Source organism: Halococcus sediminicola (assembly GCF_000755245.1).
GTDB classification, from domain to species: domain Archaea; phylum Halobacteriota; class Halobacteria; order Halobacteriales; family Halococcaceae; genus Halococcus; species Halococcus sediminicola.
This window is the reverse complement of the sequence record NZ_BBMP01000026.1, coordinates 26,969-49,706: the sequence shown is the minus strand read 5'-3', so window position 1 is coordinate 49,706 and position 22,738 is coordinate 26,969. Positions and strand designations below refer to the sequence as shown.

The 22,738-nt window shown below is 66.1% G+C and carries 27 protein-coding genes and 1 tRNA gene; 14 read left to right on the top strand and 14 right to left on the bottom strand.

Translation table 11 applies throughout. The features are described from left to right. Positions 1-40 precede the first annotated feature (40 nt). The 3 genes from ACP97_RS16680 to ACP97_RS16670 form a co-directional block, all read right to left on the bottom strand. Entirely contained in the window at positions 41-457 is a 417-nt protein-coding gene (locus ACP97_RS16680) for a hypothetical protein (protein ID WP_049998974.1), read from the bottom strand. 220 nt (positions 458-677) lie between these two features. Further along, positions 678-761: transfer RNA gene (locus ACP97_RS16675), tRNA-Leu, on the bottom strand. Between the two features lie 39 nt (positions 762-800). Then, positions 801-1,316: an MOSC domain-containing protein gene (locus ACP97_RS16670; protein ID WP_049998973.1), complete on the bottom strand. Its 516-nt coding sequence runs from the start codon at positions 1,314-1,316 to the stop codon at positions 801-803. A 122-nt stretch (positions 1,317-1,438) separates the two neighbouring features. On the opposite strand from ACP97_RS16670, the gene ACP97_RS16665 reads away from it, so the two are divergent. The 4 genes from ACP97_RS16665 to ACP97_RS16650 all read left to right on the top strand — a co-directional run bounded on the left by ACP97_RS16665 (position 1,439) and on the right by ACP97_RS16650 (position 4,123). Beyond that, positions 1,439-2,068: a hypothetical protein gene (locus tag ACP97_RS16665; protein ID WP_049998972.1), complete on the top strand. Its 630-nt coding sequence runs from the start codon at positions 1,439-1,441 to the stop codon at positions 2,066-2,068. Positions 2,069-2,136: 68 nt separating this feature from the next. After that, on the top strand, positions 2,137-2,439 hold the full coding sequence (locus ACP97_RS16660; protein WP_049998971.1) for an antibiotic biosynthesis monooxygenase family protein: 303 nt from the start codon (positions 2,137-2,139) through the stop codon (positions 2,437-2,439). Positions 2,440-2,445: 6 nt separating this feature from the next. Further along, positions 2,446-3,777, top strand: a complete 1,332-nt coding sequence (locus tag ACP97_RS16655) for an MFS transporter (RefSeq protein ID WP_049998970.1) — start codon at positions 2,446-2,448, stop codon at positions 3,775-3,777. A gap of 37 nt (positions 3,778-3,814) precedes the next feature. After that, on the top strand, positions 3,815-4,123 hold the full coding sequence (locus ACP97_RS16650; protein WP_049998969.1) for a hypothetical protein: 309 nt from the start codon (positions 3,815-3,817) through the stop codon (positions 4,121-4,123). Here ACP97_RS16650 and ACP97_RS16645 read toward each other — a convergent pair whose 3' ends face one another. The 6 genes from ACP97_RS16645 to ACP97_RS16620 form a co-directional block, all read right to left on the bottom strand. Continuing rightward, positions 4,124-4,612, bottom strand: coding sequence for a phosphopantetheine adenylyltransferase (locus ACP97_RS16645; RefSeq protein ID WP_049998968.1), 489 nt, complete (start codon positions 4,610-4,612; stop codon positions 4,124-4,126). 47 nt (positions 4,613-4,659) lie between these two features. Further along, entirely contained in the window at positions 4,660-5,103 is a 444-nt protein-coding gene (locus ACP97_RS16640) for a winged helix-turn-helix domain-containing protein (RefSeq protein WP_237561225.1), read from the bottom strand. Between the two features lie 35 nt (positions 5,104-5,138). Further along, positions 5,139-6,239 (bottom strand): glutamate--cysteine ligase, encoded by a 1,101-nt coding sequence (locus tag ACP97_RS16635; RefSeq protein WP_049998966.1) that lies wholly within the window; start codon positions 6,237-6,239, stop codon positions 5,139-5,141. A 231-nt stretch (positions 6,240-6,470) separates the two neighbouring features. Then, on the bottom strand, positions 6,471-7,238 hold the full coding sequence (locus ACP97_RS16630; protein ID WP_049998965.1) for a VOC family protein: 768 nt from the start codon (positions 7,236-7,238) through the stop codon (positions 6,471-6,473). A 30-nt stretch (positions 7,239-7,268) separates the two neighbouring features. Further along, positions 7,269-7,706, bottom strand: a complete 438-nt coding sequence (locus tag ACP97_RS16625) for a TIGR04206 family protein (RefSeq protein WP_049998964.1) — start codon at positions 7,704-7,706, stop codon at positions 7,269-7,271. After that, positions 7,706-8,815 carry an OBG GTPase family GTP-binding protein gene (locus ACP97_RS16620; RefSeq protein ID WP_049998963.1) on the bottom strand — a complete coding sequence of 370 codons (1,110 nt, stop codon included), beginning with the start codon at positions 8,813-8,815 and terminating at the stop codon, positions 7,706-7,708. Before ACP97_RS16620 ends, ACP97_RS16625 begins: the two co-directional genes overlap by 1 nt. 188 nt (positions 8,816-9,003) lie before the next feature. On the opposite strand from ACP97_RS16620, the gene ACP97_RS16615 reads away from it, so the two are divergent. The 6 genes from ACP97_RS16615 to ACP97_RS16590 all read left to right on the top strand — a co-directional run bounded on the left by ACP97_RS16615 (position 9,004) and on the right by ACP97_RS16590 (position 13,339). After that, positions 9,004-9,492 (top strand): 50S ribosomal protein L11, encoded by a 489-nt coding sequence (locus tag ACP97_RS16615; protein WP_049998962.1) that lies wholly within the window; start codon positions 9,004-9,006, stop codon positions 9,490-9,492. An 85-nt stretch (positions 9,493-9,577) separates the two neighbouring features. Next, positions 9,578-9,841 carry an amphi-Trp domain-containing protein gene (locus ACP97_RS16610; RefSeq protein WP_049998961.1) on the top strand — a complete coding sequence of 88 codons (264 nt, stop codon included), beginning with the start codon at positions 9,578-9,580 and terminating at the stop codon, positions 9,839-9,841. A 109-nt stretch (positions 9,842-9,950) separates the two neighbouring features. Continuing rightward, positions 9,951-10,589 (top strand): 50S ribosomal protein L1, encoded by a 639-nt coding sequence (locus tag ACP97_RS16605; protein WP_049998960.1) that lies wholly within the window; start codon positions 9,951-9,953, stop codon positions 10,587-10,589. Beyond that, positions 10,589-11,635, top strand: coding sequence for a 50S ribosomal protein L10 (locus tag ACP97_RS16600; RefSeq protein WP_049998959.1), 1,047 nt, complete (start codon positions 10,589-10,591; stop codon positions 11,633-11,635). Before ACP97_RS16605 ends, ACP97_RS16600 begins: the two co-directional genes overlap by 1 nt. A gap of 30 nt (positions 11,636-11,665) precedes the next feature. Continuing rightward, positions 11,666-12,004, top strand: coding sequence for a 50S ribosomal protein P1 (gene rpl12p / locus ACP97_RS16595; RefSeq protein WP_049998958.1), 339 nt, complete (start codon positions 11,666-11,668; stop codon positions 12,002-12,004). 93 nt (positions 12,005-12,097) lie between these two features. Continuing rightward, positions 12,098-13,339 carry a tripartite tricarboxylate transporter permease gene (locus tag ACP97_RS16590; protein WP_049998957.1) on the top strand — a complete coding sequence of 414 codons (1,242 nt, stop codon included), beginning with the start codon at positions 12,098-12,100 and terminating at the stop codon, positions 13,337-13,339. Between the two features lie 244 nt (positions 13,340-13,583). Here the strand turns inward: ACP97_RS16590 and ACP97_RS16585 are convergent, their stop codons facing one another. Genes ACP97_RS16585 through gdhB form a run of 3 tightly spaced genes read right to left on the bottom strand, consistent with a single transcriptional unit; the run spans position 13,584 to position 17,047 of the window. Then, complete coding sequence (locus ACP97_RS16585; RefSeq protein WP_049998956.1) at positions 13,584-14,837, bottom strand: Glu/Leu/Phe/Val family dehydrogenase; 1,254 nt, start codon at positions 14,835-14,837, stop codon at positions 13,584-13,586. A gap of 56 nt (positions 14,838-14,893) precedes the next feature. Then, the gene (locus ACP97_RS16580; protein ID WP_049998955.1) at positions 14,894-15,736 is read right to left on the bottom strand and encodes an HpcH/HpaI aldolase/citrate lyase family protein; all 843 of its coding nucleotides are present in this window, start codon (positions 15,734-15,736) and stop codon (positions 14,894-14,896) included. A 30-nt stretch (positions 15,737-15,766) separates the two neighbouring features. Next, a complete protein-coding gene (gene gdhB / locus ACP97_RS16575; RefSeq protein ID WP_049998954.1) occupies positions 15,767-17,047 on the bottom strand; it encodes a glutamate dehydrogenase GdhB in 1,281 nt (426 codons plus the stop codon). Positions 17,048-17,214: 167 nt separating this feature from the next. Here gdhB and ACP97_RS16570 point away from each other — a divergent pair, with 167 nt between their 5' ends. Continuing rightward, a complete protein-coding gene (locus tag ACP97_RS16570) occupies positions 17,215-17,667 on the top strand; it encodes a MaoC family dehydratase (protein WP_049998953.1) in 453 nt (150 codons plus the stop codon). 146 nt (positions 17,668-17,813) lie between these two features. Continuing rightward, entirely contained in the window at positions 17,814-19,178 is a 1,365-nt protein-coding gene (locus ACP97_RS16565) for a PGF-CTERM sorting domain-containing protein (RefSeq protein WP_049998952.1), read from the top strand. 85 nt (positions 19,179-19,263) lie between these two features. On the opposite strand, the gene ACP97_RS16560 is transcribed toward ACP97_RS16565, so the two are convergent. Further along, entirely contained in the window at positions 19,264-20,016 is a 753-nt protein-coding gene (locus tag ACP97_RS16560; protein WP_049998951.1) for a ribonuclease H-like domain-containing protein, read from the bottom strand. A gap of 99 nt (positions 20,017-20,115) precedes the next feature. Here ACP97_RS16560 and ACP97_RS16555 point away from each other — a divergent pair, with 99 nt between their 5' ends. Both ACP97_RS16555 and ACP97_RS16550 read left to right on the top strand, forming a co-directional pair. Then, a complete protein-coding gene (locus tag ACP97_RS16555; protein WP_049998950.1) occupies positions 20,116-20,433 on the top strand; it encodes a cupin domain-containing protein in 318 nt (105 codons plus the stop codon). A gap of 43 nt (positions 20,434-20,476) precedes the next feature. Next, positions 20,477-20,908 carry a PaaI family thioesterase gene (locus tag ACP97_RS16550; protein WP_237561224.1) on the top strand — a complete coding sequence of 144 codons (432 nt, stop codon included), beginning with the start codon at positions 20,477-20,479 and terminating at the stop codon, positions 20,906-20,908. Between the two features lie 21 nt (positions 20,909-20,929). On the opposite strand, the gene ACP97_RS16545 is transcribed toward ACP97_RS16550, so the two are convergent. After that, positions 20,930-22,669 (bottom strand): acyl-CoA carboxylase subunit beta, encoded by a 1,740-nt coding sequence (locus tag ACP97_RS16545; protein ID WP_049998949.1) that lies wholly within the window; start codon positions 22,667-22,669, stop codon positions 20,930-20,932. Positions 22,670-22,738 lie beyond the last annotated feature (69 nt).

The following is a 22,738-nucleotide window of genomic DNA, read 5'->3' as shown; positions in this document are numbered from 1 at the left end:
AAGCATAACCGTCGTGACGGCGTGACAGGGGTTTTTAAGTCTATTTCGAGGCGAGAATTGGACCCCGCTCGAACGTCGAGAGATCGAAATGTTTCCCACCGCGGATCCAGTCGAATCCCATGAACGCGAGCGACCCGCCGCCGGCCACGGCACAGATGACGAGAAGAATGCCTTCGGTGCTGCCGTAGGGCGATGTTCCGTACACAATCGGCAGCAAGTACGAGGCGGTCATCCCGAGACCGATCAAGACGTCACCAGCGCCGACGAACTGATACCATCTACCCTGTGGCTGCACGCCCGCGCCGCCGATGGCCATCAGGACACCACCGAGAACGAGCACACTGTTCATCGCAGCGGTCGCTGGGTTGTCGAGAACCGTCGTATCGAAAGCGAAGAGAAATCCCAGATTGCTCACGATGATTCCGAAGCCAAGTATCAGGAACCAGCGCCGCTTCATACGAACGAATTTTACTACGATAACAAGTAGCTTACGCTGAGCGATTTCGTGCCGATTTCGATGGCCTGCTGCACGCGGGTGGCTGTTTGCGGGTGAGTTTACAGAACCGCGAACGAGCGCAGCGAGTGAGCGGGCCAAGGAACCCCGGAGGGGTGACGCCGGCTTTTTCCCCACGTTTTTGCAAGCGGGGGCGAAGCGACTGAGCGCAGCAAAAAGTGGATGCGCGGGACCGGATTTGAACCGGCGGACCCCTACGGGACAGCGTCCTAAGCGCTGCGCCGTTTCCAAGCTTGGCTACCCGCGCGCGGCCTGACTTCCGGCGAGTCGAAAAAGAACCTGTCGTTTACTGGCCCGTCAGCCGGCTCTTGATGGCGTCGGCCACGTCTTCGCCGTCGGTCTCGCCGAGCACTTCGAGTTCGTCGCCGACGCGGAGTTCGCCACCCCCGACGACGCTGACGCAGATGCCACCACGGTGATTTTTGAGTGCGCGGGCGACGCCCGACTCGTCGGCGACCTGCTCGACGTGGGCACACGGCGGGCGCGGGCGCGTTCCCTCGAAGGTCGCCTCGCCGATGCGGAACTCCTGGTCGAGCAGGTCCTGGACCGAGACGCCGCGCGTGACGATGTTGCGCCGGTGGCGACCGTCCGAGAGATCGATGTCGTAGTCGTCTCGAATCTCCTCGATGGCCTCGCTCTCGATGAGCGTCACCTCGCACTCGTCCATGCCCGAGTAGTAGCCCGTGCCCTTCATGTAGCGGTCGCCGCGCAGGCCTTGGCGTTCGACCGCCTCGATCCCCTCGACGGTCTCCATCGGCGCTGACCCCTCCGGCGTGGTGTATATCGTCTCGACGGCAGCCATGCCTCGGGTTGGCGAGCGCGCTGGATAATCCTTCGGCTCCGTACCCTGGTGGTTGAGTTCGGCGTCGATCGCATCGAGGGCGGACCGCGAACCCCTTTGTCGCCGGGCGTCCAAGGCGTAGTATGGACCACGACGCCGATAGACCTCGTGGCGTCCTCTCGCCGGCTGATCGGGCGTTCCTCCGCGGCGAGACCGAGATGACACACGACCAGTCGCGCCGGAACGCCGAGGCACGCATCCGCAAGCGCGTCGTCAACGCCATCCAGGACTTCACGCTGCTCGTCCATGCGCTCAAACCGAAAGACAGAGCGGGGATCTTCGACACCGTCGACGACCCGGCATTCGTCGACGGCGTGCTCTCGATGCTCTCGTTTACCTATCTCGGCCTGAAGGAGAGCGGAATGGACTTCGAGCGCGTGCTCGTCCCCGCCGTGCGCCGTGCCGAGGAAGTCCACGCCGCCGACACGCTCGGCAGCACCGCCGAGGTCGCCGTCGATTTCGACGTTCGCGCCGAGTACGGGACCTCCGTGGCCGATACCGCCGACCGCATCCGCTCGGACACGCCCGTGACCCCCGAAGAACTGTTCGCCGTCGCGATGGCCGACGACCCCGTCATCGGGGAGGTGGAGACGATTCCCGTCCGACTCCCCCACGGCACCGAAGCCGACGACGGCGTCCTCGAACGGCTCGCAACCTACCTCGATGCCGACGTTACCCACCGACCCCCGAACCGCGTCGAGCTGAATCTATAATCCATTTCAGATTATCACGTCGTCCATTTTTGCGATAGGCTTATACTGGTTGCGGGACAAGGGGTGGTATGTTCGTTGCAGCGAACCGATTCACGGTCGCGGACGGCTACGGAGACGAACTCGTCGAGCGCTTCACCGAGAGTTCCGAGGACATCGCCGAACAGCCGGGGTTCGTCCGGTTCGACTTCCTCGTGCCGCCCGAGGACGGCAACATCTACGTCGCACAGACCTACTGGGAATCGGAAGACGACTTCGAGGCGTGGACCGACAGCGAGCAGTTCCGGAACGCCCACGGCGGCGACGCGCCGACGGAGATGTTCGAGGGCCACCCGACCCTCGAAACCTACGAGACGGCCATCACCCACGAGTGAGCGGGCATGGCCGACGAAACCGACGGCGAATCGGGTAGCATCGATCGGCGACGGGCCATCGCCACGCTGTTTCTCGTCGTCTTCATCGACCTGCTTGGCTTCGGCATCCTCATCCCGGTCATCCCGCTGTACGCCAAATTCTTCGGAGCCAACGAGTTCATCGGCAGCCTGCTCATCGCCACCTACTCGCTGTTTCAGTTCGTCGGCGCGCCAGTCCTCGGACGACTCTCCGACGACCACGGGCGGCGGCCGATTCTCCTGCTCTCGCTGCTCGGAAGCGTCGTCGCGTGGACGCTGTTCGGCGTCGCGGGCGAACTCGGGCCGCTGCTCGGCGCGGCGAACGGACTCGTCGTGCTGTTCGTCGCGCGGGCGTTCGCCGGCGCGATGGGCGGCAACATCGCCACCGCCAACGCCTACATCGCGGACATCACGCCGCCCGAAGACCGTGCCCGCGGCATCGGGATTCTTGGCGCGGCGTTCGGTCTCGGGTTCGTCTTCGGCCCGGCCATCTCGGGCGTGATGTCGAGTTCGTTCGCGCTGTCGTTTTTCGAGGGTGTGCTCCCGGCGTTCGTGCCGGTCTCGCAGTTCACGATGCCCTCCTTCGCCGCGGCCGTCCTCTCGCTTTTGAATCTCGGACTCGCGTTCGTCGTCCTCCCCGAACCATCGCGCCGCAAGACAACCACGGAAGCGACCGCCGGTTCGCGGCTGCGCGGGCTGTACGAGGCGGTCACGTCGCCGGCCATCGGACCGCTCGTCGTCGCCTTCTTCCTCGCCTCCTTTGCCTTCTCGGCGTTCGAGAGCGAGTTCATCTTCCTCACCAACGACCGACTCGGGCTGGGCACCGCCGGCAACGCCGTCCTCCTCACGTACATCGGCGTCGTCATCGCGGTCGTGCAGGGTGGTCTCATCGGCCCGCTGACCGATCGCTTCGGCGAGCACCGCCTCGCGCTGGCCGGCGCGGCCATCCAGCTCGTCACGCTGGCGCTCGTCCCGTTCTCGATTTCGTGGTCGTTCGTGCCCTCTCTTGGACCAATCGGGTCGGGGACGGTGGGACTGGCGCTCGTTGCGACGCCGCTCGCACTCGGCAACGCGTTCACGAACGTTTCGCTGAACGCGCTGGTCTCGTTGAACGCCGATGCGGACGCACAGGGCGGGGCCTTCGGGCTCACCCAGTCGGCGGGCAGTCTCGCGCGGACGTTCGGCCCGGCCGCCGCCGGACTCCTCTACGTGGCGGTCGCCTACTGGTCGCCGTTCGTCGTCGCGGGGCTGCTCTTCGTGCCCATCCTCGCGCTGCTCTGGCGGATGGGTCGCGGAAGCGCCAGCGCCGTTCCGGGCTGACGCCAACGTTTAGTTCACGCCGTCCGTCCGGACGGTCGTGTACCGGGCGCGCGACGAATTCGCGAACGAGGAGTGGCTCGCCGAACTCGAAGCGGCAGCCACGGACCTCGCCCTCGACGCGGCGGCGCGCGAGCGCGCGGCCGACCTGTTCCTCTCGACGGTCCCCGACGAGGAGCGCTCGAAGCGGGCGGCGCTCGCGGCGAGTCTGTACGCCGGCGCGCTCATCGCCGGCGACCGGCGCTCCCAGTCGGCGGTCGCCGAGGCGGTCGGCGTCGCCCGACTCACGGTCCAGAATCGGTGGCGGGACGCGCTCGAAGAAGCAGGTCTCGAACCGCCGGCGTGGTGATCACTCCGGATGCGGGCGACCCTCGCGTTCGGGCGTGAGATTGCCGTGTTCGTCGATCTCGCCGTTGACGATGCGCGTACTGGAGACGATGCCGCCGTCGGCCGCGGTGAGGTGGTCGACGACCTCGATGTCGAGCGGGTCGAGATCGCGCTCGCGGCGGCGCTCGTTCACCCGCTGGCCGCCGTTTTCGGTCTCGGGTGAAACGACGAGGACGTCGAAATCCTCCTCGGCAGCGATGCCGGTCGGTTCCGTGAGTTCACGGATCTCGTACTCGCGGTCGTATTCCTCGGCGAGGGTTGCGAGTTCGCCGTCGAGGTCCGCCCGGCGCTCCGCGAACGGGCGGACGTAGCGCTCCTCGTGTCTGGTCTCCTGTGCCAAGGAATCGCTCGTCAGCCCCACGGTGACGTCGCCGCGCTCGAAAGCACGTTCGAACAGCCGTCGATGGCCGTCGTGAATCGGATCGAACGTGCCGCCGAGCGCGACCTTCATACCCGCCACAGACCCGCCCGTGGCTTAGTGGTGTCGCTCCGCAGCCGTTATCGTTCTTCCTCGACGGGTATCGTCACCGGTTCGGTGCGCTCGCCCCGGGACGACCGGCCGGTGTGGCGACGCGGGCTGAACATCTCTTCGAGTTCGTCGCGCAGTCGCCCGCTGGCGATGTCGAGGAGTTCGTCCGGTCGTGCGGCGGTGTACGTCGGGTCGTCCGTGCCGCGGCGCTCGACGACCCGCTCGTCGTGGAGGTCGTCGAGAACCCGACGGACGGCACCCGGATACAGCCCCGTTCCTTCCGCGATCTCCTCGACGGTCGAGTGCGGTCGGCGGCGGAGGAAGACGTACACCCGCGTGCGCGTGTCGGTGTCGAGCGCCCGTGAGAGCAGGTCGACGAGACCACCGTCCATCGGCTCGTCCCCGGCGTCCGCTCGCTGGCGGTCGAGTTCCTCGCGCACGTCGGCCGGTTCGACATCGTCGGCGTCGTCCATATCCATACCAATCGGTCGCCGGGCAAAAGCCTTCCTCACAGCACGAGCGCCGCACAGAGCGCGTCGAGACCCTCCTCCCGAAGCAGGCGGCGCTGCCGGGTCGCACCGCTCTCTGCATCCGCGACCGCACGGATCCCCTCGATACCGAGGCGCTCGCACTCACGTTCGACGACCTCCATCAGTTCGATCGTGTCGGTGCCCTCGCGGTCGATGAACGACGCCTCGTGGCCATACCTGAGCGCGCGCCACTTGTTCTCGTCGAGGAACTCCCGGCGCAGTCCATCCCCCTGTCCGGAGCGATACGCCGCCCACGGCTCCGAGCGCTCCTCGTAGCGCTCGGCGAAATCCATCACGAGCGCGTGGACATACTCGACGAACGCGAACACGTAGTCAGGATTCGACTGACCGTCGGGCGCGCGCACCTCGACGGTGCCGTGACCGGTGTGTGGGCGCACGTCGTACCAGAGCGCGCCGCGGTCGTCGATGGAGTCCAACTCAACCATCCGCCGCTCGAAGCGCCGGAACTCGTCGAAGCCACCGAACGCCGTCGGCATCCCCGTGTTGGGGAGGTTCTCGAATATTTTCGCGCGCGCGGAGGCGAGTTCGGTGTCGAACCCGTTCCAGAAGGGTGAGTTCGCCGACAGTGCGAGCAGGATGGGCAGAAACCAGCGGAGTTCGTTCGCTATCCACGTCGCTTTCTCGGCGTCGTCGACGCCGACGTGGACGTGAATCCCCGCGGTCGTGTTCCGATGCTGTGGATACCGAATACGGTCGAGTTGGGAACGGTACCGTGGCTTCTCGGCATGTTCGAGTTCGCGCCACCGGGCGGCGGGATGGAGACCGGCCGCCGCGATACCGTAGCCGTGGACGGCGGCGTGGTCGGCAAGCGCCTCGCGGACGGCGACGAACTGCTCGCGGGCCTCCGCCAATCCCTCGCAGACGGGCGTCTGCGTCTCGATGATGAACTTGAACAGTTCGTGGTCGAGTCGCTCGTCGAGGATTTCGGGTGGATCGGTCTCGTAGACGAGTTCGTCGGTACCCGCCGTGGGCCGGCCCGCGTCGTCGACGACGTAAAACTCCTCCTCCACTCCGAGAGTGCCCATCCGCGTGAAGCTGTCGGCCGAACCCACGTCCATTGCGCCGCGATACCCGCTCGCGCGATTAAAACCCACAGGTTTGCGCCGGCCGTGACCGGCGGTGGGTCCCGATGGACGAAGGGCGAGGCTGCGGAGTGGCCGGGCTTCGGCGGTGCGGTCGCGGCGAGTGACTGCTGTCCGCGCGCGATGTCGTTCGAGACGGCGAAACCGTCCCGTGAAGGCGAAAATCCCCGACGGAGGTTTTCAAACTCTCCCGAAGTGAAAAGCGAGCTACCGCGTCACGACCTCTATCTCGTGACCGTCGGGGTCTTTCGTGAAGGCGTACTGATGGTCGCAGGATTCGGGGTCGCGGTAGTCCGCAGCGCCGCGGGTCATCAGAGTGTCCCACGCCTCGTCGAGGTCAGAACACCGAACCGCGACGTGGCCCCACGCGTCGCCCAGGTCGTACGAGCGGTCGTCGTAGTTGTAGGTGAGTTCGACGCTCATCGCCTCGTCGGCAGCGCCGCTTGGCTCGACGAAGTAGTTCGCGAAGTCGTCCGATTCCCAGCGGCCCGCGGGGCGTTCGTCGTACTCGAACTTCCGGGTCCAGAAGCCGATGTGCGCGTCGGCGTCGGTGACACGCATCATCGTGTGGTCGATGCTCCAGCGCGCGCCGTGGTCGCGCTGGACGATCTCGATCTCGTGGCCGTCGGGGTCCTTCACGAAGGCGTAGCGCCCGCCGCAGGATTCGGGGTCGCGATAGTCCTCGACACCCTCGTCCATCAGTTCGTCGTAGGCGGCTTCGAGTTCGCCCTCGGGGACTCGAACGGCGATGTGGCCCCACGCATCGCCCATCTCGTAGGAGCGCCCGTCGTGGTTGTAGGTGAGTTCGAGCAGCGCGCCCTCGTCGTGAATCCCCTCGGGACCCATGAAGACGTTCGTGAAGCTATCGGCCTCCATGCGCCCTTTCTCCTCGTAGTCGAGGTGGTCTGCGTACCACTCGGTCGCCTCGTCCAGATCCTCGACACGCATCATCGTGTGGTCGAGCGTCGCGTCCATACCCGTCGTACTCCGTCCGGGAGCAAAAGCCTACGGAACCGTCCGGCGGATGGCCGGCCAGTACAGCCACCACGCGAGCGCGAACGCGAACAGCGACCCGAGCGGAACCGCCAGCCGACCCATGCGGAGGAAGCCGACCGCGAGACCCGCGTGGGCGAGGCCGGCGAGCACGAGCAGTCCACCGGTCACACGCCGGTCCTCGCGACCCATCACACCCCCGAACGCGCTGCCGAGCGCGCCGAGATAGAGCAACACGCTCGTCGGCCACGCCTGCAGGAAACTCGGGAGTGCGGCGAACCCGCCGGTGTAGCGGAGGTAATCGACGAGCGGTGTGAGATGCAACGGCGTCGTGTTCACGAGACCGAACGGGAAGACGAGCGTGAGTACACCCCCGGAGAGGAGCGTCCACGGCACGAGTGCCAGCACGAGAACGGCGAGCAGCCGTCGCCGGACCGAGAGACCCCTCATCACCGGCGCGCGACGATACGGAGCACGTCCTCGTCGCGGAGCTGGTGGTCCTTGCCCACCTGTTGGTCGTCGTGTTTCGCGCTCGGACCCGACACACGGGCGAAGCGGAATCGGTCTTCCAACTCCCCGCCGAGTTTCTCGCAGGCGTCGCCCACGGTTTGACCTGCCCGAAGCATCAGCGGCTCCTCGTAGTCGGTGCCACGACCGGGTTTGTCCATGTAGATGCGGATGAGTTCGAGCTCCTCCCAGATACGGTCGGTGAGCGCGTCGAGACCCTTCTCCACTTCGGCACTGATGAAGATCGCCCTCTCGGGGTCGATGTCCTGCTCGCGGAGATCCTCGTTGACGGTATCGAGATAGTCGCGCTCGATGAGGTCGGCCTTGTTCACGGTGACGAGCGACGGCAGATACACCCGGTTGTCGAGAATCCCGTCGAGGAGTCCGTCGAGGTCCACCGACTCGGTGATGGCGACGTCGGCGTTGACGTAGCCGCGCTCGCGAAGCACCTGCCGAACCGTGTCGTCTTCGAGGTCGACCTCGGGACCGGTCGTGACGTCGATACCGCCCTTTCCTTTGGGCGTGATGCGGACCTTCGGGGGTTCGGTATCGAGGCGGACCTTGTTCTCGTAGAGTTCCCGCGCGAGCGGTTCGTACTTATCGATTTCGAACACCGAGAGCACGAACACCACGAGGTCAGCGGTCCGAATCACCGAGAGCACCTCTCGCCCGCCACCGCGCCCGCCCGCCGCACCTTCGATCAGGCCAGGGACGTCGAGCAGTTGGATGTTCGCCCCCTTGTGTTTGAGCATGCCGGGATTGACGTCGAGCGTCGTGAACTCGTAGGAACCGACCTCGCTTTCGGCGTTCGTGAGGGCGTTGAGGAGTGTGGATTTCCCCGCACTCGGCATCCCCACGAGCGCCACGGTCGCGTCGCCGGTCTGTTCGACCGAGTAGCCCTGACCGCCGCCGGCGGAGGACTGGTTTTCGAGTTTCTCTTTCTTCTCGGCGAGTTTCGACTTCAGTCGGCCGATGTGGGCCTCCGTGGACTTGTTGTATGGCGTCTCCGCTATCTCCTCGCGGAGGTCTTCGATTTCGTCTTCAAGCCCCATCGGGTGAGTGTGAGAGGTGGGCGTCGAAAAGTCCTTCACATCCACTCGCTGATACTGGCGGTCGGAACTCGCGTGGCACTTTCACGACAACCGAGAGACAGCGAAACGCTCGCGCAGCAGAGTGGGAGATACTGCCGACCGACAGTAGAAAAGTAATCCTTAACCTCGCGGCGACGATTTGCCATTTCATGGCTGGAACCATCGAAGCACTCGTTCCCGGCGGGGAGGCGGACCCCGGTCCGCCGCTCGGCCCGGAACTCGGCCCGACGCCGGTGAACGTCCAGGAGGTCGTCGCCGAGATCAACGACCAGACCGAAGCCTTCGACGGGATGGAAGTCCCCGTCACAGTCGAATACGACGACGACGGCGCGTTCTCCATCTCCGTTGGTGTACCGCCGACCGCGGCACTCGTCAAGGACACCGCGGGCTTCGAGACGGGCAGCGGCGAGCCACAGAAGGACTTCGTCGCCGATATCACGGTCGAGGAGGTCAAACAGGTCGCCGAACAGAAAGGTCCCGACCTGCTCGCCTACGACACGAAAAACGCCGCCAAGGAGGTCGCCGGCACCTGTGTGACCCTCGGCGTGACCATCGATGGCGAGGACGCGCGCACCTTCGGCGAGCGCGTCGACGACGGTCAGTACGACGACGTGCTCGCCGAGGAAGCCGCCGCGTAGAGCGGTTAACCGGTTCTCGACGGCGTATCACACTATCGAACGGTACCGGTAGGTTTAGGGATTGCTCCGGAGTAGCCCCGTTGGCATGTCCGAAGAATACGAGAGCGAACAGGAGTTGAGCCGTGCGGCGATCGCCGACGTCTTCGAGAGTTTCGCCGAGGAGCTGCGCAGCGAGGGTGAACTCACCCTCGCGGTCGGCGGCGAGCACGTCTACATCGACCCGACCGACCCTTGCGAGTTCGAAGTCGAGGTCGAGGAGGAGTCGTCGCGATTCGGCTCGACCGAGCGAAGCGTCGAGTTCGAGTTGGAGTGGGACCGCCAAGACAGCGAGCGCGACCTCGTCGAGTAGTCGGTTCGCTTCGACGGGTTTAAACACACACGGCGGTGGTTTTAGGCCGAGACAGGCGTCGCCTGTTTCACGCCGTAGCAGCCGCGAAGGCGTACTACGGAGGTGGATAATGGCAGATCAGGACATAGAGGAGGCCGTGACACGCGCACTCGACGAGGCCCCACCGCGAAACTTCGGTGAGACGGTGGACCTCGCGGTCAACCTGCGCGATCTCGACCTCAACGACCCATCGAACCGCGTCGACGAAAGCATCGTTCTTCCAGCCGGCACGGGCCAAGAGACCCGTATCGTCGTGTTCGCCGAGGGCGAGACCGCCCTCCGCGCCGAGGAGGTCGCCGACGACGTGCTCGACGGCGACGACCTCGAAGAACTCGGCGATGACGACGACGAGGCGAAGGACCTCGCGGGCGAGACGAACTTCTTCATCGCCGAAGCCGGCATGATGCAGGACATCGGTCGCTACCTTGGTACTGTGCTGGGGCCGCGCGGGAAGATGCCCACGCCGCTCCAGCCCGACGACGACGTCGTCGAGACCATCAACCGGATGAAGAATACCGTGCAGCTCAGGAGCCGCGACCGACGGACCTTCCACACGCGGGTGGGGGCGGCCGACATGAGCGCCGACGAGATCGCCGACAACATCGACGTCATCGTCCGGCGACTCGAAGCCGACCTCGAAAAAGGTCCCCTCAACATCGACACGGTGTACGTGAAGACGACGATGGGACCGGCCGTGGAGGTGGCCTGATGGCCGCCGAGGGCGAAGCCGGCGACCATCGCACCGAGACGATTCCCGAGTGGAAACGACAAGAAGTCGCCGACCTCGCGGACCTCATCGGCGAGTTCGAGAGCGTCGGCGTCGTCTCCATCGCGGGCATTCCGAGCCGCCAGTTGCAGGCGATGCGTCGCGACCTCCGTGGCTCGGCTGAACTCCGCGTCGCGCGCAACACGCTGCTGGTGCGCGCGCTCGAAGACGCCGACGGCGGCGTTGAGGACCTCGTCGACGAGGTCGACGGGCAGGTCGGACTCATCGGAGCCGACGCCAACCCGTTCGGTCTCTACCGACAGTTGGAGGCCTCGAAGACGCCGGCCCCGATCAACGCCGGCGAGATCGCGCCGAACCCGATCGTGATTCCCGAGGGCGACACCGGCATCGACCCCGGTCCGTTCGTCGGCGAACTCCAACAGGTCGGCGCGGCCGCGCGCATCATGGACGGGTCGATTCACGTCACCGAGGATTCCACAGTCTTAGAGGAGGGCGAGGAGGTCTCACAGACCCTCGCGAACGTCCTCGGTGAACTCGAAATCGAACCCAAGGAAGTGGGTCTCGATCTCAGAACCGTGTACGCCGACGGCATCCTGTTCGAGCCCGACGAGCTAGCCATCGACATCGACGAGTACCGCGCAGACGTCGCGGCGGCGGCCGCTGCCGGGAGGAACCTCTCGGTCAACGCGGCCTACCCGACCGCACAGACCGCCGGGACGCTGCTCGGCAAGGGCAGTACGGAAGCCAAGAGCCTCGGGTTAGAGGCAGCCATCGCCAGCCCGGCCCTCGCCGACGACCTCGTGAACCGCGCGGACGCGCAGATGCGTGCGCTCGCGGCCAACATCGACGACGAGGAGGCCCTGCCCGAGGAGCTCCGCGGCGTCGAGGTCCCCACAGAAGCAGGCGACGAGGACGAATCGAACGACGACCAATCGGCCGACACCGAGACCGAAACCGAACCCAAGGAGGACGAGGACGACGATGATGACGACGCGGGCGGCGAGGGTCTCGGCGCGATGTTCGGCTAACGACTATCAGCGACTACCAACCCAACAACAATGGAATACGTTTACGCAGCACTCATCCTGAACGAGACGGGCGAAGAGATCAACGAAGAGAACGTCACGGACATCCTCGAAGCGGCCGGTGCGGACGTCGAGGAGTCCCGTGTGAAGGCGCTCGTGGCCGCCCTCGAAGACGTCGACATCGAGGAGGCCGTCGAGCAGGCCGCCGCGGTGCCCGCGAGCGGTGCTGGCGGCGCGGCAGCCGGCGGCGAGGCCGACACCGGCGCGGACGAGGCCGACGAAGCCGAGGCCGAAGAGGAAGCGGAAGCCGAGGAAGAAGACGACGATGACGACGACGCAGGCGGCGAGGGTCTCGGCGAGCTGTTCGGCTGAGCAGCCACCTCCCGACCCATCCAATTCTCGATTTATTTTTCGCGGAGAGCGGTGCGAGCGTTTACGTTGGATGACGCAGCCACCTCGTGATGGATGGTGTCGCTGACCGAGAGCGTGGTGTTCGCCCCGGAGTCGGGACTCGTTGCGCTCGGGTTCGTTCTCGGTGGGATCGTGCTCGGAACGGTGAGCGGTCTCGTTCCCGGCCTGCACGCGAACAACTTCGCGCTGTTGTTGGCGGCGGCCGCGCCGGGGGTTCCGGGTCCGGCGCTGTTCGTCGGGGCGGCGATGCTCGCCGCGGGCGTCACGCACACGTTTCTGGACGTCGTGCCGGCGCTTGCACTCGGTGTCCCGGACGCGGCGATGGCCGCCTCGGCGTTGCCGGGCCATCGGCTCGTCGTCGCGGGCCGCGGGCGCGAGGCGCTGCGGCTGTCGGCGCTCGGGAGCGCGCTCGCCGTGGTGCTGGCCGTGCCGCTCGCGCTCCCGATGACGGAGCTGATGATCGCGGTGTATCCGGCGGTGCGGGCGCGACTGCCGCTCGTGTTGGGTGGCGTCGCGCTCTTCTTGATACTCACCGAGCGCTCGAACCCGGCGCGTTTCGGAGGTCTGGTCGCCTTCCTTCTGAGCGCGGGACTCGGCTGGCTCACCCTCGACATTGAGCCGAGCGCGCCGCTCGCAAGCGGTGGGATGTTGATGCCGCTGTTCGCGGGACTGTTCGGTGCTCCTGTCCTCATCGAGGCCATCGACGGAGCAGGTGTACCGGAACAGGCCGATGCGGCGGTGACGACGCCCCGGCGGACGGTCGGGCTGACGGCGCTCGCGGGCACGCTGTCGGGTGCGGTCGTCGGCTACCTGCCGGGCGTGTCGGCGGCCGTCGCGGCGACGGTGACGCTGCCCGCAGTCCCGAACGACGATGGCGCACGCGGGTTTCTGGTCGCGACGAGCGGCGTCAACACCTCTAATACGATTTTCGCGCTCTTTGCACTCGTGGCGCTCGGGTCGCCCCGAACTGGTGTACTGGTCGCGCTCGATTCGACCGGCGTGCCGCTCGACCTTCCGTTGCTACTGTCGGGAGTCGTCCTCGCGGCCGGTGTCGGGTTCGTGCTCGTGCCGGTCGTCGGCGACCGCTATCTGCGGACGGTGGGGCGGGTCGATTACACGTTCCTCTCGGTGGGCGTGCTCTGCCTGCTGCTCGCGCTCGCGTACCTCTTTTCGGGATTCATCGGTGTTGGCGCGTTCTGTGCGAGCGCGCTGGTCGGGTTGGTGCCGGCAAAACTGGGTGCGCGTCGCGTGCATCTGATGGGCGTGCTGATGGGGCCGCTGATATTGGGAATTTGAGCGGTGCTGTCGGCCGTTTGCAGTATGGTGGCTGTGCGGTGTGGTTGCGGTGGCGGGTGGTGCGGGCGGTAGTTGCTCGGTAGGAGTGCCACGCGGCTGCGATGACGGTCATCGCAGCCGCACGGGGAGGGATGGGGGCTTGAGCGCGTGCCGGGCCACGCGCCCGGCGCGCGCAATGTGGTGCTGTGCGGGCCTGGTGGACATTGAAAGGGCGAGCGAGCGCGTCAGCGCGAGCCGAGGGCTTTCAGGGGAAGCGCCCGTTCTTCTCGGCGGCGTCGAGCACGCGCTGGATGGCGATGACGTAGGCGGCGGTGCGCAGGCTCGGGAGGTCGCGGTCCTCGAAGGTGTCGATGAGCGCCGCGAAGGCGTCCTCGATGACGGTTTCGAGTTCGTCGTTGACCCGTTCTTCGGACCAGTGGAAGCGCTGGCGGTTCTGCACCCATTCGAAGTAGGAGACCGTGACGCCGCCGGCGTTGGCGAGGATGTCGGGCAGGACGTAGACGTCGCGCTCCGCGAGCACGTCGTCGGCGGCGGGTGTGAGCGGGCCGTTGGCGGCCTCGATGACGAAGTCGGCTGCGAGCTGTTCGGCGATTTCCTCGTCGATGGCGTTTTCGAGCGCCGCCGGAATCAGGAGGTCAACGTCGAGGGTCAGCAGCTCCTCGTCGGTGAGGTCGTCGGTGTGTGGGTAGCCCGTGACACTGCCGGTCTCGGTCTTGTGGTCGCCGACCGCCTCGGTGTCGAGTCCGTTGGGGTCGTAGATCGCGCCGCTGGAGTCGGAGATGGCGACGATGGTCGCGCCGCGGTCTTCGAGCAGGCGGGCGGCGATCGCGCCGGCGTTGCCGTAGCCCTGTACGGCGACCGTCGCGCCGTCCATTTCGACGTCGAAGTACTCGAATGCCTCGCGGGCGGTGAGCATCACCGATCGTCCCGTCGCTTCGACGCGACCCTCGCTGCCGCCGACGGCGATGGCCTTGCCGGTGACGACGCCGGGGGCGGTCGTGTCTTCGAGCAGTTCGTAGGTGTCCTTGATCCAGTTCATCTCGCGCTGGCCGGTGTTGACGTCCGGTGCCGGAACGTCGCGTTCGGGTCCGACCAGCGGCCGGAGTTCGGCGGCGTACGCCCGCGTGATGGCTTCGAGTTCGGTTTCGGAGTAGTCGTGCGGGTCGATGACGATACCGCCCTTCCCCCCGCCGAAGGGAACGTCGACGAGCGCACACTTGTAGGCCATCCAGCCCGACAGCGCCTTCACCTCGTCGCGTGAGACGTTCGGGTGGTAGCGAATCCCCCCTTTGTAGGGACCGCGGTCGCCGTTGAACTGCGAGCGGAAGGCTTCGAGTGTCGCCAGCGAGCCGTCGTCGCGCTCGACCGAGAGAGTGGTTTCGAGCACGCGTTCGGGGTGTTTGAGCCGGTCGAGTTCGCCCTCCGAAATATCGAGAAATTCCGCGGCCGCGTCGAGTTGGGCCTGGAGGCTCTCGAAGGGGTTGACTGTCTCTGACATACCCCCACTTACTCAGACGGCAGTTAAGACCGTCGCATTTCACCGTTCCGGTCGATTTATCGTGAACTATCGCCAGCACGGGCATGGTCGAGGACGCGCTCGGCCTGCGTGATCAGTGGTGCATCGATCATCTCGCCGTCGACGCGGAAGACGCCCCGTTCCTCGCCGTCGGCTTCGCCTTTCGCGTCGAGCACGCGCTCGGCCCACGCGATGCGCTCGTCGTCGGGCGTGTAGGCGTCGTTGATGACCGCGACCTGTGCGGGATGGATGGCCAGTTTGCCGTCGTAGCCGAGTTCGATGGCGAATCCGGTGTCGTCACGGAGCCGCTCGGTCGCCTCAATGTCGGTCACGAGCGTGTCGATGGCGTCGACGCCGGCCGCGCTTGCCGCGAGCACCGTCTGTTCGCGCGCGTAGAGCACTTCCGTTCCCTCCTCGGTTCGCCGTGCGCCGACGTCGGCCGCGAGGTCCTCGGCCCCGAAACAGACCGCAGTCGTTGCCTCGGCCGCGGCGATCTCCTCGGCGTTGAGCACGCCTCGCGCCGTCTCGATCAGCGCGAACACCGGGTAGCTCGCGTCGCGTGTGGCGAGCGAATCCGCGAGCGCGGTGACGTCCTCGCTCGCCTCGGCTTTCGGGAGCATCAGCGCGTCGAGGCGTGGTTCGCCGTCGAGGAGCACGTCGAGGTCCGTGTGGAAGTCCCGACCGACGCGAACACAGACTTCGCAGTCGGGATCGAACTCGCCCGAGAGCACCTCGGAGACGGCTTCGCGCGCTTCGTCCTTTCTGGCGGGCGCGATCGCGTCTTCGAGATCGAACACGACGACATCGGCTCCGCTGTCGGGGGCTTTTCGCATCATCTCGGGCCGGTCGCCGGGCGTGAAGAGGACGCTTCGTCTGGCCATAGCGGGCAAAAAGCGGCGGGCGGCTTGAATCTACGGCCAGAGACCGCGGACCTCGTGGGCCTTGGCGACGCGGGTCAGACCGACGATGTAGGCCGCTTCGCGCCACGTCACGTCGTCGTAGGCGTTGTACGCCCCGCGGACGTCGTTCCACGCCGAGAGCATCTCGTCTTCCAACTCCTCGTTGACCTCTTCGAGCGTCCACGCGCGGCGATTGATGTCTTGGAGCCACTCGAAATACGAGACCGTGACGCCGCCGGCGTTGGCGAGGATGTCCGGAATCACCGGGATCTCGCGCTCGGCGAAGATCTCGTCGGCGCGCGTCGTCGTCGGGCCGTTCGCGCCCTCGACGATGAAGTCCGCCTGGATGTTGTCGGCGTTATCGACCGTGAGAACGTTGCCGATGGCGGCGGGGATCACGACGTCGACGTCGAGTTCGAGCAGGTCGGCGTTCGAGAGGTTGTCGGGGGCGTCGTAGCCCGAGACCATGCCCGGTTCCTCCTCGTGGGAGAGCACGTCGCGCGTGTCGAGACCGTCCGGGTCACGGATGGCCCCCTCGACGTCGGCGACGGCGACGACGTTCGCGCCGAGTTCGTCGAGCAGGCGGGCGGCGTTCGCGCCGACGCTGCCGAAGCCCTGAATCGCGACCGTCGTCTCCTCGACGTCCTTGCCGTAGTAATCGAGCGCCTCGCGGGTGATGATGGCCGTGCTCCGACCGGGAGCCTCCTCGCGGCCGTAGCTCCCGCCGATGACGGGCGGCTTGCCCGTGACGACGCCGGGGTGGCTCTCACCCTCCTGCATCGAGTAGGCGTCCATGAACCACGCCATCGTCTGGGCGTTGGTCCCCATGTCGGGGGCTGGAATGTCCCTCATCGGCCCGATGACGTCGCGCAGTTCCTCGGCGAGGCGGCGGGTGAGCCGTTCGTTTTCCTTCTCACTCAGTCCCTTCGGGTCGGCGACGACGCCACCCTTGCCGCCGCCGAAGGGGATGTCCATCACCGCACACTTCCACGTCATCCACATCGAGAGCCCCACACACTCCTCTTGGGTCACGCCGGGGTGGTAGCGCAGTCCACCCTTGAACGGCCCGCGTGCGCTGTCGTGGTGGGCGCGATACCCAGTAAAGATCTCCATCTCGCCGCTGTCGCGTTCGACCGGGATGGAGACTTGATGGACCGACTTGGGATGTTTGAGTCGCTCGACGACGCCGGGGTCGACGTCGATATGCGACGCCGCCCGGTCGAGCTGGTGGCGGGCGATCTCGGCGGCGGTCTCGGGCGGGTCCTCGGTTTCGGTTGGGGCTGTCGTCGTCATGATGATGGGATGTTCGGCGCTCGCCCCGCGACGGGACGGAGCGTCATCGACCGTGCCGTGCTGTTTGCACGCCCGGCCCTATAGGTATTGTTATAACCGTATCGGCGTCGCCATCATTTGCGAACCGCGACCGATGGCTTTTGGCCCCGGCGTGCGAGCGTCCGTCCATGACCGGACGCTACTACGAGGAATTCGAGGAGGGCGAGACCATCGACCACGACAAACGACGGACGATAAGCGAAAGCGACAATCAAGATTTCTGTGACATGACGATGAACCAGCAACCGCTGCATCTCGACGGCGAGTTCGCCGCCGAGACCGAGTTCGGCGAGCGCCTCGTCAACGGGCTCTACACGCTCTCGCTGGCCGTAGGGCTGACGATTCCCGACACCTCCGATGGGACCATCGTCGCTAACCTCTCGTACGACGACGTCGAGCACCCCAATCCCGTGTTCCACGGCGACACGATACGCGCGCGCTCGACGGTCGTCGAAAAGCGCGAGACCAGCGACGGTGAGCGCGGCGTCGTCACGATGCACGTCGAGGCGCACAACCAGAACGACGACCTCGTCTGCGAGTTCCACAGAACTATCCTCTCGCTGAAACGCCCCGAGGAATGAGTTCGGGGCGGTAGCACCAAAAAGAATATATCACGCTGGTGTATCGTATCCATCGACGACGAACGGAGCGACGGCGGTGGTGCCGGCGGACGGTTCGACGACCGAATCGCCGCCGACCCGCCCCGTCACACGACATACGAGAAACAATGACACAGGACACGACATATCGGAGCGTCGGTCTCGCCGCGCTGGTGGTGCTCGCCGCCGTCATCGGCAGCGTCGCCGCCGCGGGCACGGTCGCCGCACAGGACGCCGGCGAGAACACCTCCAACGAGAGCGCGAGCGAAGGGGACTTCTACAGTCCATCGGACGAAGAGCCGCTGAACGTCCGCTTCAGGGACGGCGCGGCGAACACCGTCGAGTCGGTCGCCGAGGGCGTGCTCAACCTCAACATCGTCTACGGGGCGTTCGACGGACCATACGACGTCGAGATCACTACGCCCGGTCTCAGTGAAGAACAGATCGAGGACAGCACCTTCGACGGCGAGGGATACGACACGGAGGACCTCGACCGGACGGCGATCGTCGGCATGGACTTCAGCGACGTGCCGGCCGGCGAGTACGAGTTCACCGTGAGCGTCGTCGGCGGCGACGCCGAGCGGACGGTCCCGCTCGAAGTCACCGGCGAGGGTGACGAAGGCGCGATGGGCAACGAAACGAACGCGACGACCGACACCGCCGACAACGAAACCGCCGCGAACGAGACGGAAACGACCACGACCGCCGCGAACGAGACGGAAACGACCAACGAGACCACCGAACAGACGACGAACGCGACCGCCGCGAACGAAACGACGGCCAACGAGACCGAGATGGGTAACGGCACGGCCGAGACCGCCACGCCGAACGGGACGGCGGCGAACGGGACGGCGGCGAACGGGACGGCCGGCAACGCTTCCATCGTGGCGACGCCCGCCGCTGCGGGCGCGAGCGCGAACTACACGGTCACGATCCCCGTCGACGAGGGATCGGCCGGCAATCTGAGCGCGGTTTCGGTCGACTACACCGGCTCGAACGCTACCGTCTCGCTCGGTCCGAGCATGGTCACCGCGGCGAACGTCTCCGGCGAGAACGTCTCCGGAAACGTCACCTCGGCCGGACTCGGTGCGGCGGGCGAAAGCGCACTCATCAGTTTCGACGGGACGCGAACGGTCGAGGCGGGCGACACCGTCACGCTCACCTTCGGTGGCATCACCAATCCCACCGAAGCGGGCGAGTACGAGGTCGGCATGGACGTCAACCCGGAGAACGGCTCCGGCGCGACCAACGCAACCCTCTCGATAACCGAAGCCACCGAGACGACCGGCACCGCCGCCACCGCGACGACCGGCGGCGAGACGGCGGCTGGTAGTGAGACGACGGCCGGCGGCGAAACCGCGGCCGGAACCGACGGCGGTGCGGGGACGAACGCGAGCGGACAGGGAACCGAGGCGGGCGGACCCGGCTTCGGCATCGCCGTCGCAGTCGTCGCACTGCTCGGCGCGGCGCTGCTCGCGACGCGACGCAGCTAATTACCACGATTTCTTTCGCAGAACGGTTTATCGGCGCAGCGACGGACGAACGACGAAGCTTCGAGTTTCGAGGCGCGTACCGCGTTTATCGAGGCCCGTGGCCGTCGACGAACACCGATTCGTGAAGGCGGCGCGTGACGGTGTCCAGCAGCGATTTGAGGTTCACCGTATCGGCACGATTGTACGCGACCAGCGTTTCGAGCGATTCCCGGTCGCCGCGTTCGTACTCGTGCCAGAGCCGGACCGCGTCCCGCCCGGAAATGTCTGGCCGGTCGCGCTCGATGCCGAGCGCCCGTTCGATGGGCTTCAGCCCACCCGTCAGGTCGAGTTGGCGACAGGGGTACATGGCGTCGAGATGCGGGTGGCCGATATCGAGGTCGAACGAGCGTTCGAGGAAGGGCACGTCGAAGCGCTTGCCATTAAAGGAGACCAGCAGGTCGGCCGCGTCGAGTTCGCGCGCGATGGCGTCGCGCGTGAGGTCCTCGCCGCGGACGAGCGTCGTCGTCTCGCCGGCACGGTGGAAACTCACGGTCGTGACCTCGCTGTGGCGGGCGTCGAGTCCCGTGGTCTCGATATCGAAAAAGCAGGCGTTCTCCCGGAAGTTCTCGTAGAGCCGCCAGCGACTGCCCGACGGGAAGGCACGGTCGAAGAAGGCACTGTCGTTCGCCGCGAGGCGGTCGCGGGCGCGCTCGATGTAGTCGTCGATGTTCTCGCCCTGCACCCGTCCGACGTGTGACGGCTCGAAGTCGTCCCAGTGAGTGATGCCCTCGTTCCAGAGTCGGCGTTCGGTCTTCTCACCGACGCCGCGCACGGGGACGAAGCTGTTCTCGATGCGCACGAGTAAAGCAGGTGACGACCGAACCTAAACGTTGCTTACGGCGACTTCGGCAAATGGGCCGGCAGTGTGTATTTCCGTCCGGCCCACCAATCGGAGGTGATGTCACACACGAAGGTGAACTACGACGAGACCGAGACCACGTACGGCATGCACTTCCTCCGAGACCCGCTCGACTGCGAGGACCACGGCGTCACCGTCGTCGACGCCGACCCGGGCTGGGAGGGTCCAGAACACGAACACGACGACGAGGACCACGAGGAAGTGTATCTGCTCGTCGACGGCGAAGCCTCGATGACCGTCGAGGGCGAGGAGCTGTCGCTCGAAAGCGGTGACGCGGTCCGAGTTGCGCCCGGCGCGACCCGACAGGTCACGAATGGCGACACCGAGAGCACGTTCGTCATCACCGGCGCGCCGTAGCGTCCATCGGAATCGGTATCGTCGGTCGGAACCGTCCTCGACCGTGAACGAGACGCACTTTCGCAAACTGGAGCGGATGTATCGGCGCGCGCCCATCAACGAAGACGAGGGGACGACTCTCACCGTCACCGAGGGCGCGGCGACGCTCGACGTCCCCATCTCGCCGGAGAGCTACCATCCGCTCGGAGCGGTCCACGGCGCGGTGTACTTCAAGGCGCTCGACGACGCAGCCTTCTTCGCGGCCAATTCGCTGGTCGAGGGCGTCTTCGTGCTCACGACGAACTTCAACCTCCATCTCGAACGCCCGGTTTCGGAAGGCACGATCCACGCCGAGGGCCGGGTCGTCAACGACAATCCGAACCAGTTGATCGCCGAGGCGGTCGCCCGCGACGACGCAGGCAATGAACTCGCGCGTGGCTCGGGCACCTTCCAGAAGAGCAGCGCCGAACTCACCGCCGACATCGGCTACGAGTGACCGAGTGGCAGGCGAGGCGGCTCAGAGTATCGTGCCGTGTTTCTTGTCGGGCAGCGATTTCTCGATGTCCTCGTAGAACTCGAATCGAGCGGCGAGTTCGTCGCGCAGTTCGCTCGGCGGCACGATGTCGTCGATGACGACTTCGCTCGCCATCCGGTGGGCGTCGATGTCCTCGCGGTACTCCTCGCGGAGTTCGGCCTCGCGTGCGGCGCGCTCGTCGTCGTCTGCGATGTCGTCGAGCCGGTTCCGATAGACGGCGTTGATGGCCGCCTCGGGACCCATGATGGCGATCTCGCCTGACGGGAGCGCGAGCGTCGATTCGGGGTCGTAGGCCGGCCCGGACATGGCGTAGATACCCGCGCCGTAGGCCTTCCGGACGACGACACACTGCTTTGGCACTGTCGCCGAGGAAGTGGCGTAGATCATCTTCTTGCCCTGTTCGAGGATGCCCTCCTTTTCGACCCCCGAACCGGCCATAAATCCCGGTGTGTCGCAGAGATACAGGAGTGGAATGTTGTATGCGTCGCAGGTCCAGATGAACTCGGCGGCCTTCTCGGCGGCGTCGGGGAAAATCGCTCCTGCTCGGTGGGCCGGCTGGTTCGCCACGATGCCCACCGGTCGGCCGTCGATCCGCGAGAACGCCGTGACGATTTCGGGACCGTACTGCTCGCGGAGTTCGAGCACCGAGCCTTGGTCAGCGACGCGCTCGATGAGGTCGTGCATGTCGTAGCCACGGTTCGGCCGCTCGGGCACCACCGAGTCGATACCGGCGGGCGAGCGCGACGGCGGGCGCGAGTCGGCTCGCGGAGGTTTCTCGTCGGCGTTGTCGGGGAGGTAGGTGACGAGTTGGGCAACGAGTTCGCGGGCGTGTTCTTCGTCTTCGGCCACGAGGTCGGCACTGCCGGATTCGGCGGCGTGGACCTGTGGTCCCCCGAGGTCCTGGAGGTCGATCTCCTCGCCGGTCACCATCTTCACCATCCGCGGGGAGGCGATGGCCATCGCCGACATTCCCTCGACCATCACGGTGAAATCGGCGAACACAGGCGTGTAGGCCGCGCCAGCGATGCAGGGCCCGTAGAGCACGCAGATTTGCGGGACGCGCCCCGAGAGCATCGAGTGGTTGTAGTAGTATTTCCCGATGCCCTCGCGGTTGGCGAAAAAGCCCGTCTGTTGGTCGATTCTGCCACCCGACGAGTCCATCAGATAGAGGACCGGGCGGCCGGTCTTGAGCGCGCGCTGTTGCATGCGGAGGAACTTCTCGACGCCCTTGCCGGCCATCGATCCGGCCTTCACCGTGAAGTCGTTGGCCATCGCGTGCAGCGTGCGGCCCTCGAACTCGGCGGCCCCAGTCAGGAGTCCATCGGCCGGTAGCCGGTCGTCGCTGTCGAAGTTGGCGAACTTGCCGTCCTCGAAGGCGAACCCGTCGTCGAACCAGAGGTCGAGGCGGTCGCGGACGAACAGTTTGCCCTGCTCGCTCAGGCGATCCTTGTACTTCTCGGGACCGCCCTGCTCGATGTCGGTGATCTCCTCGCGGAGCAACTCCTCGCGCTCGGTCGGTCCGAGTTCGGTCTCCGACCCCGGCGACTCGGTTGGCTGGTCCGCCGCGGACGGTTCGGCGTCTTCCGGTGGTTCGGCGGTCGCCGCGGGCGCGTCGTCGCCGCCGACGTACACCTCGATCTCCTCGCCAGTGTGTTCCGCGAGCGCGCTCCCGATGACGTGGGCCTCCTCCTCGCTCGCCCCCTCGCCGATACGGATTTGCATACCGATACTGCGCAATAATTGCTGAAAGACTTTTCCATGTGCTCGGCAGTACGGACAGCAGGGTAGATC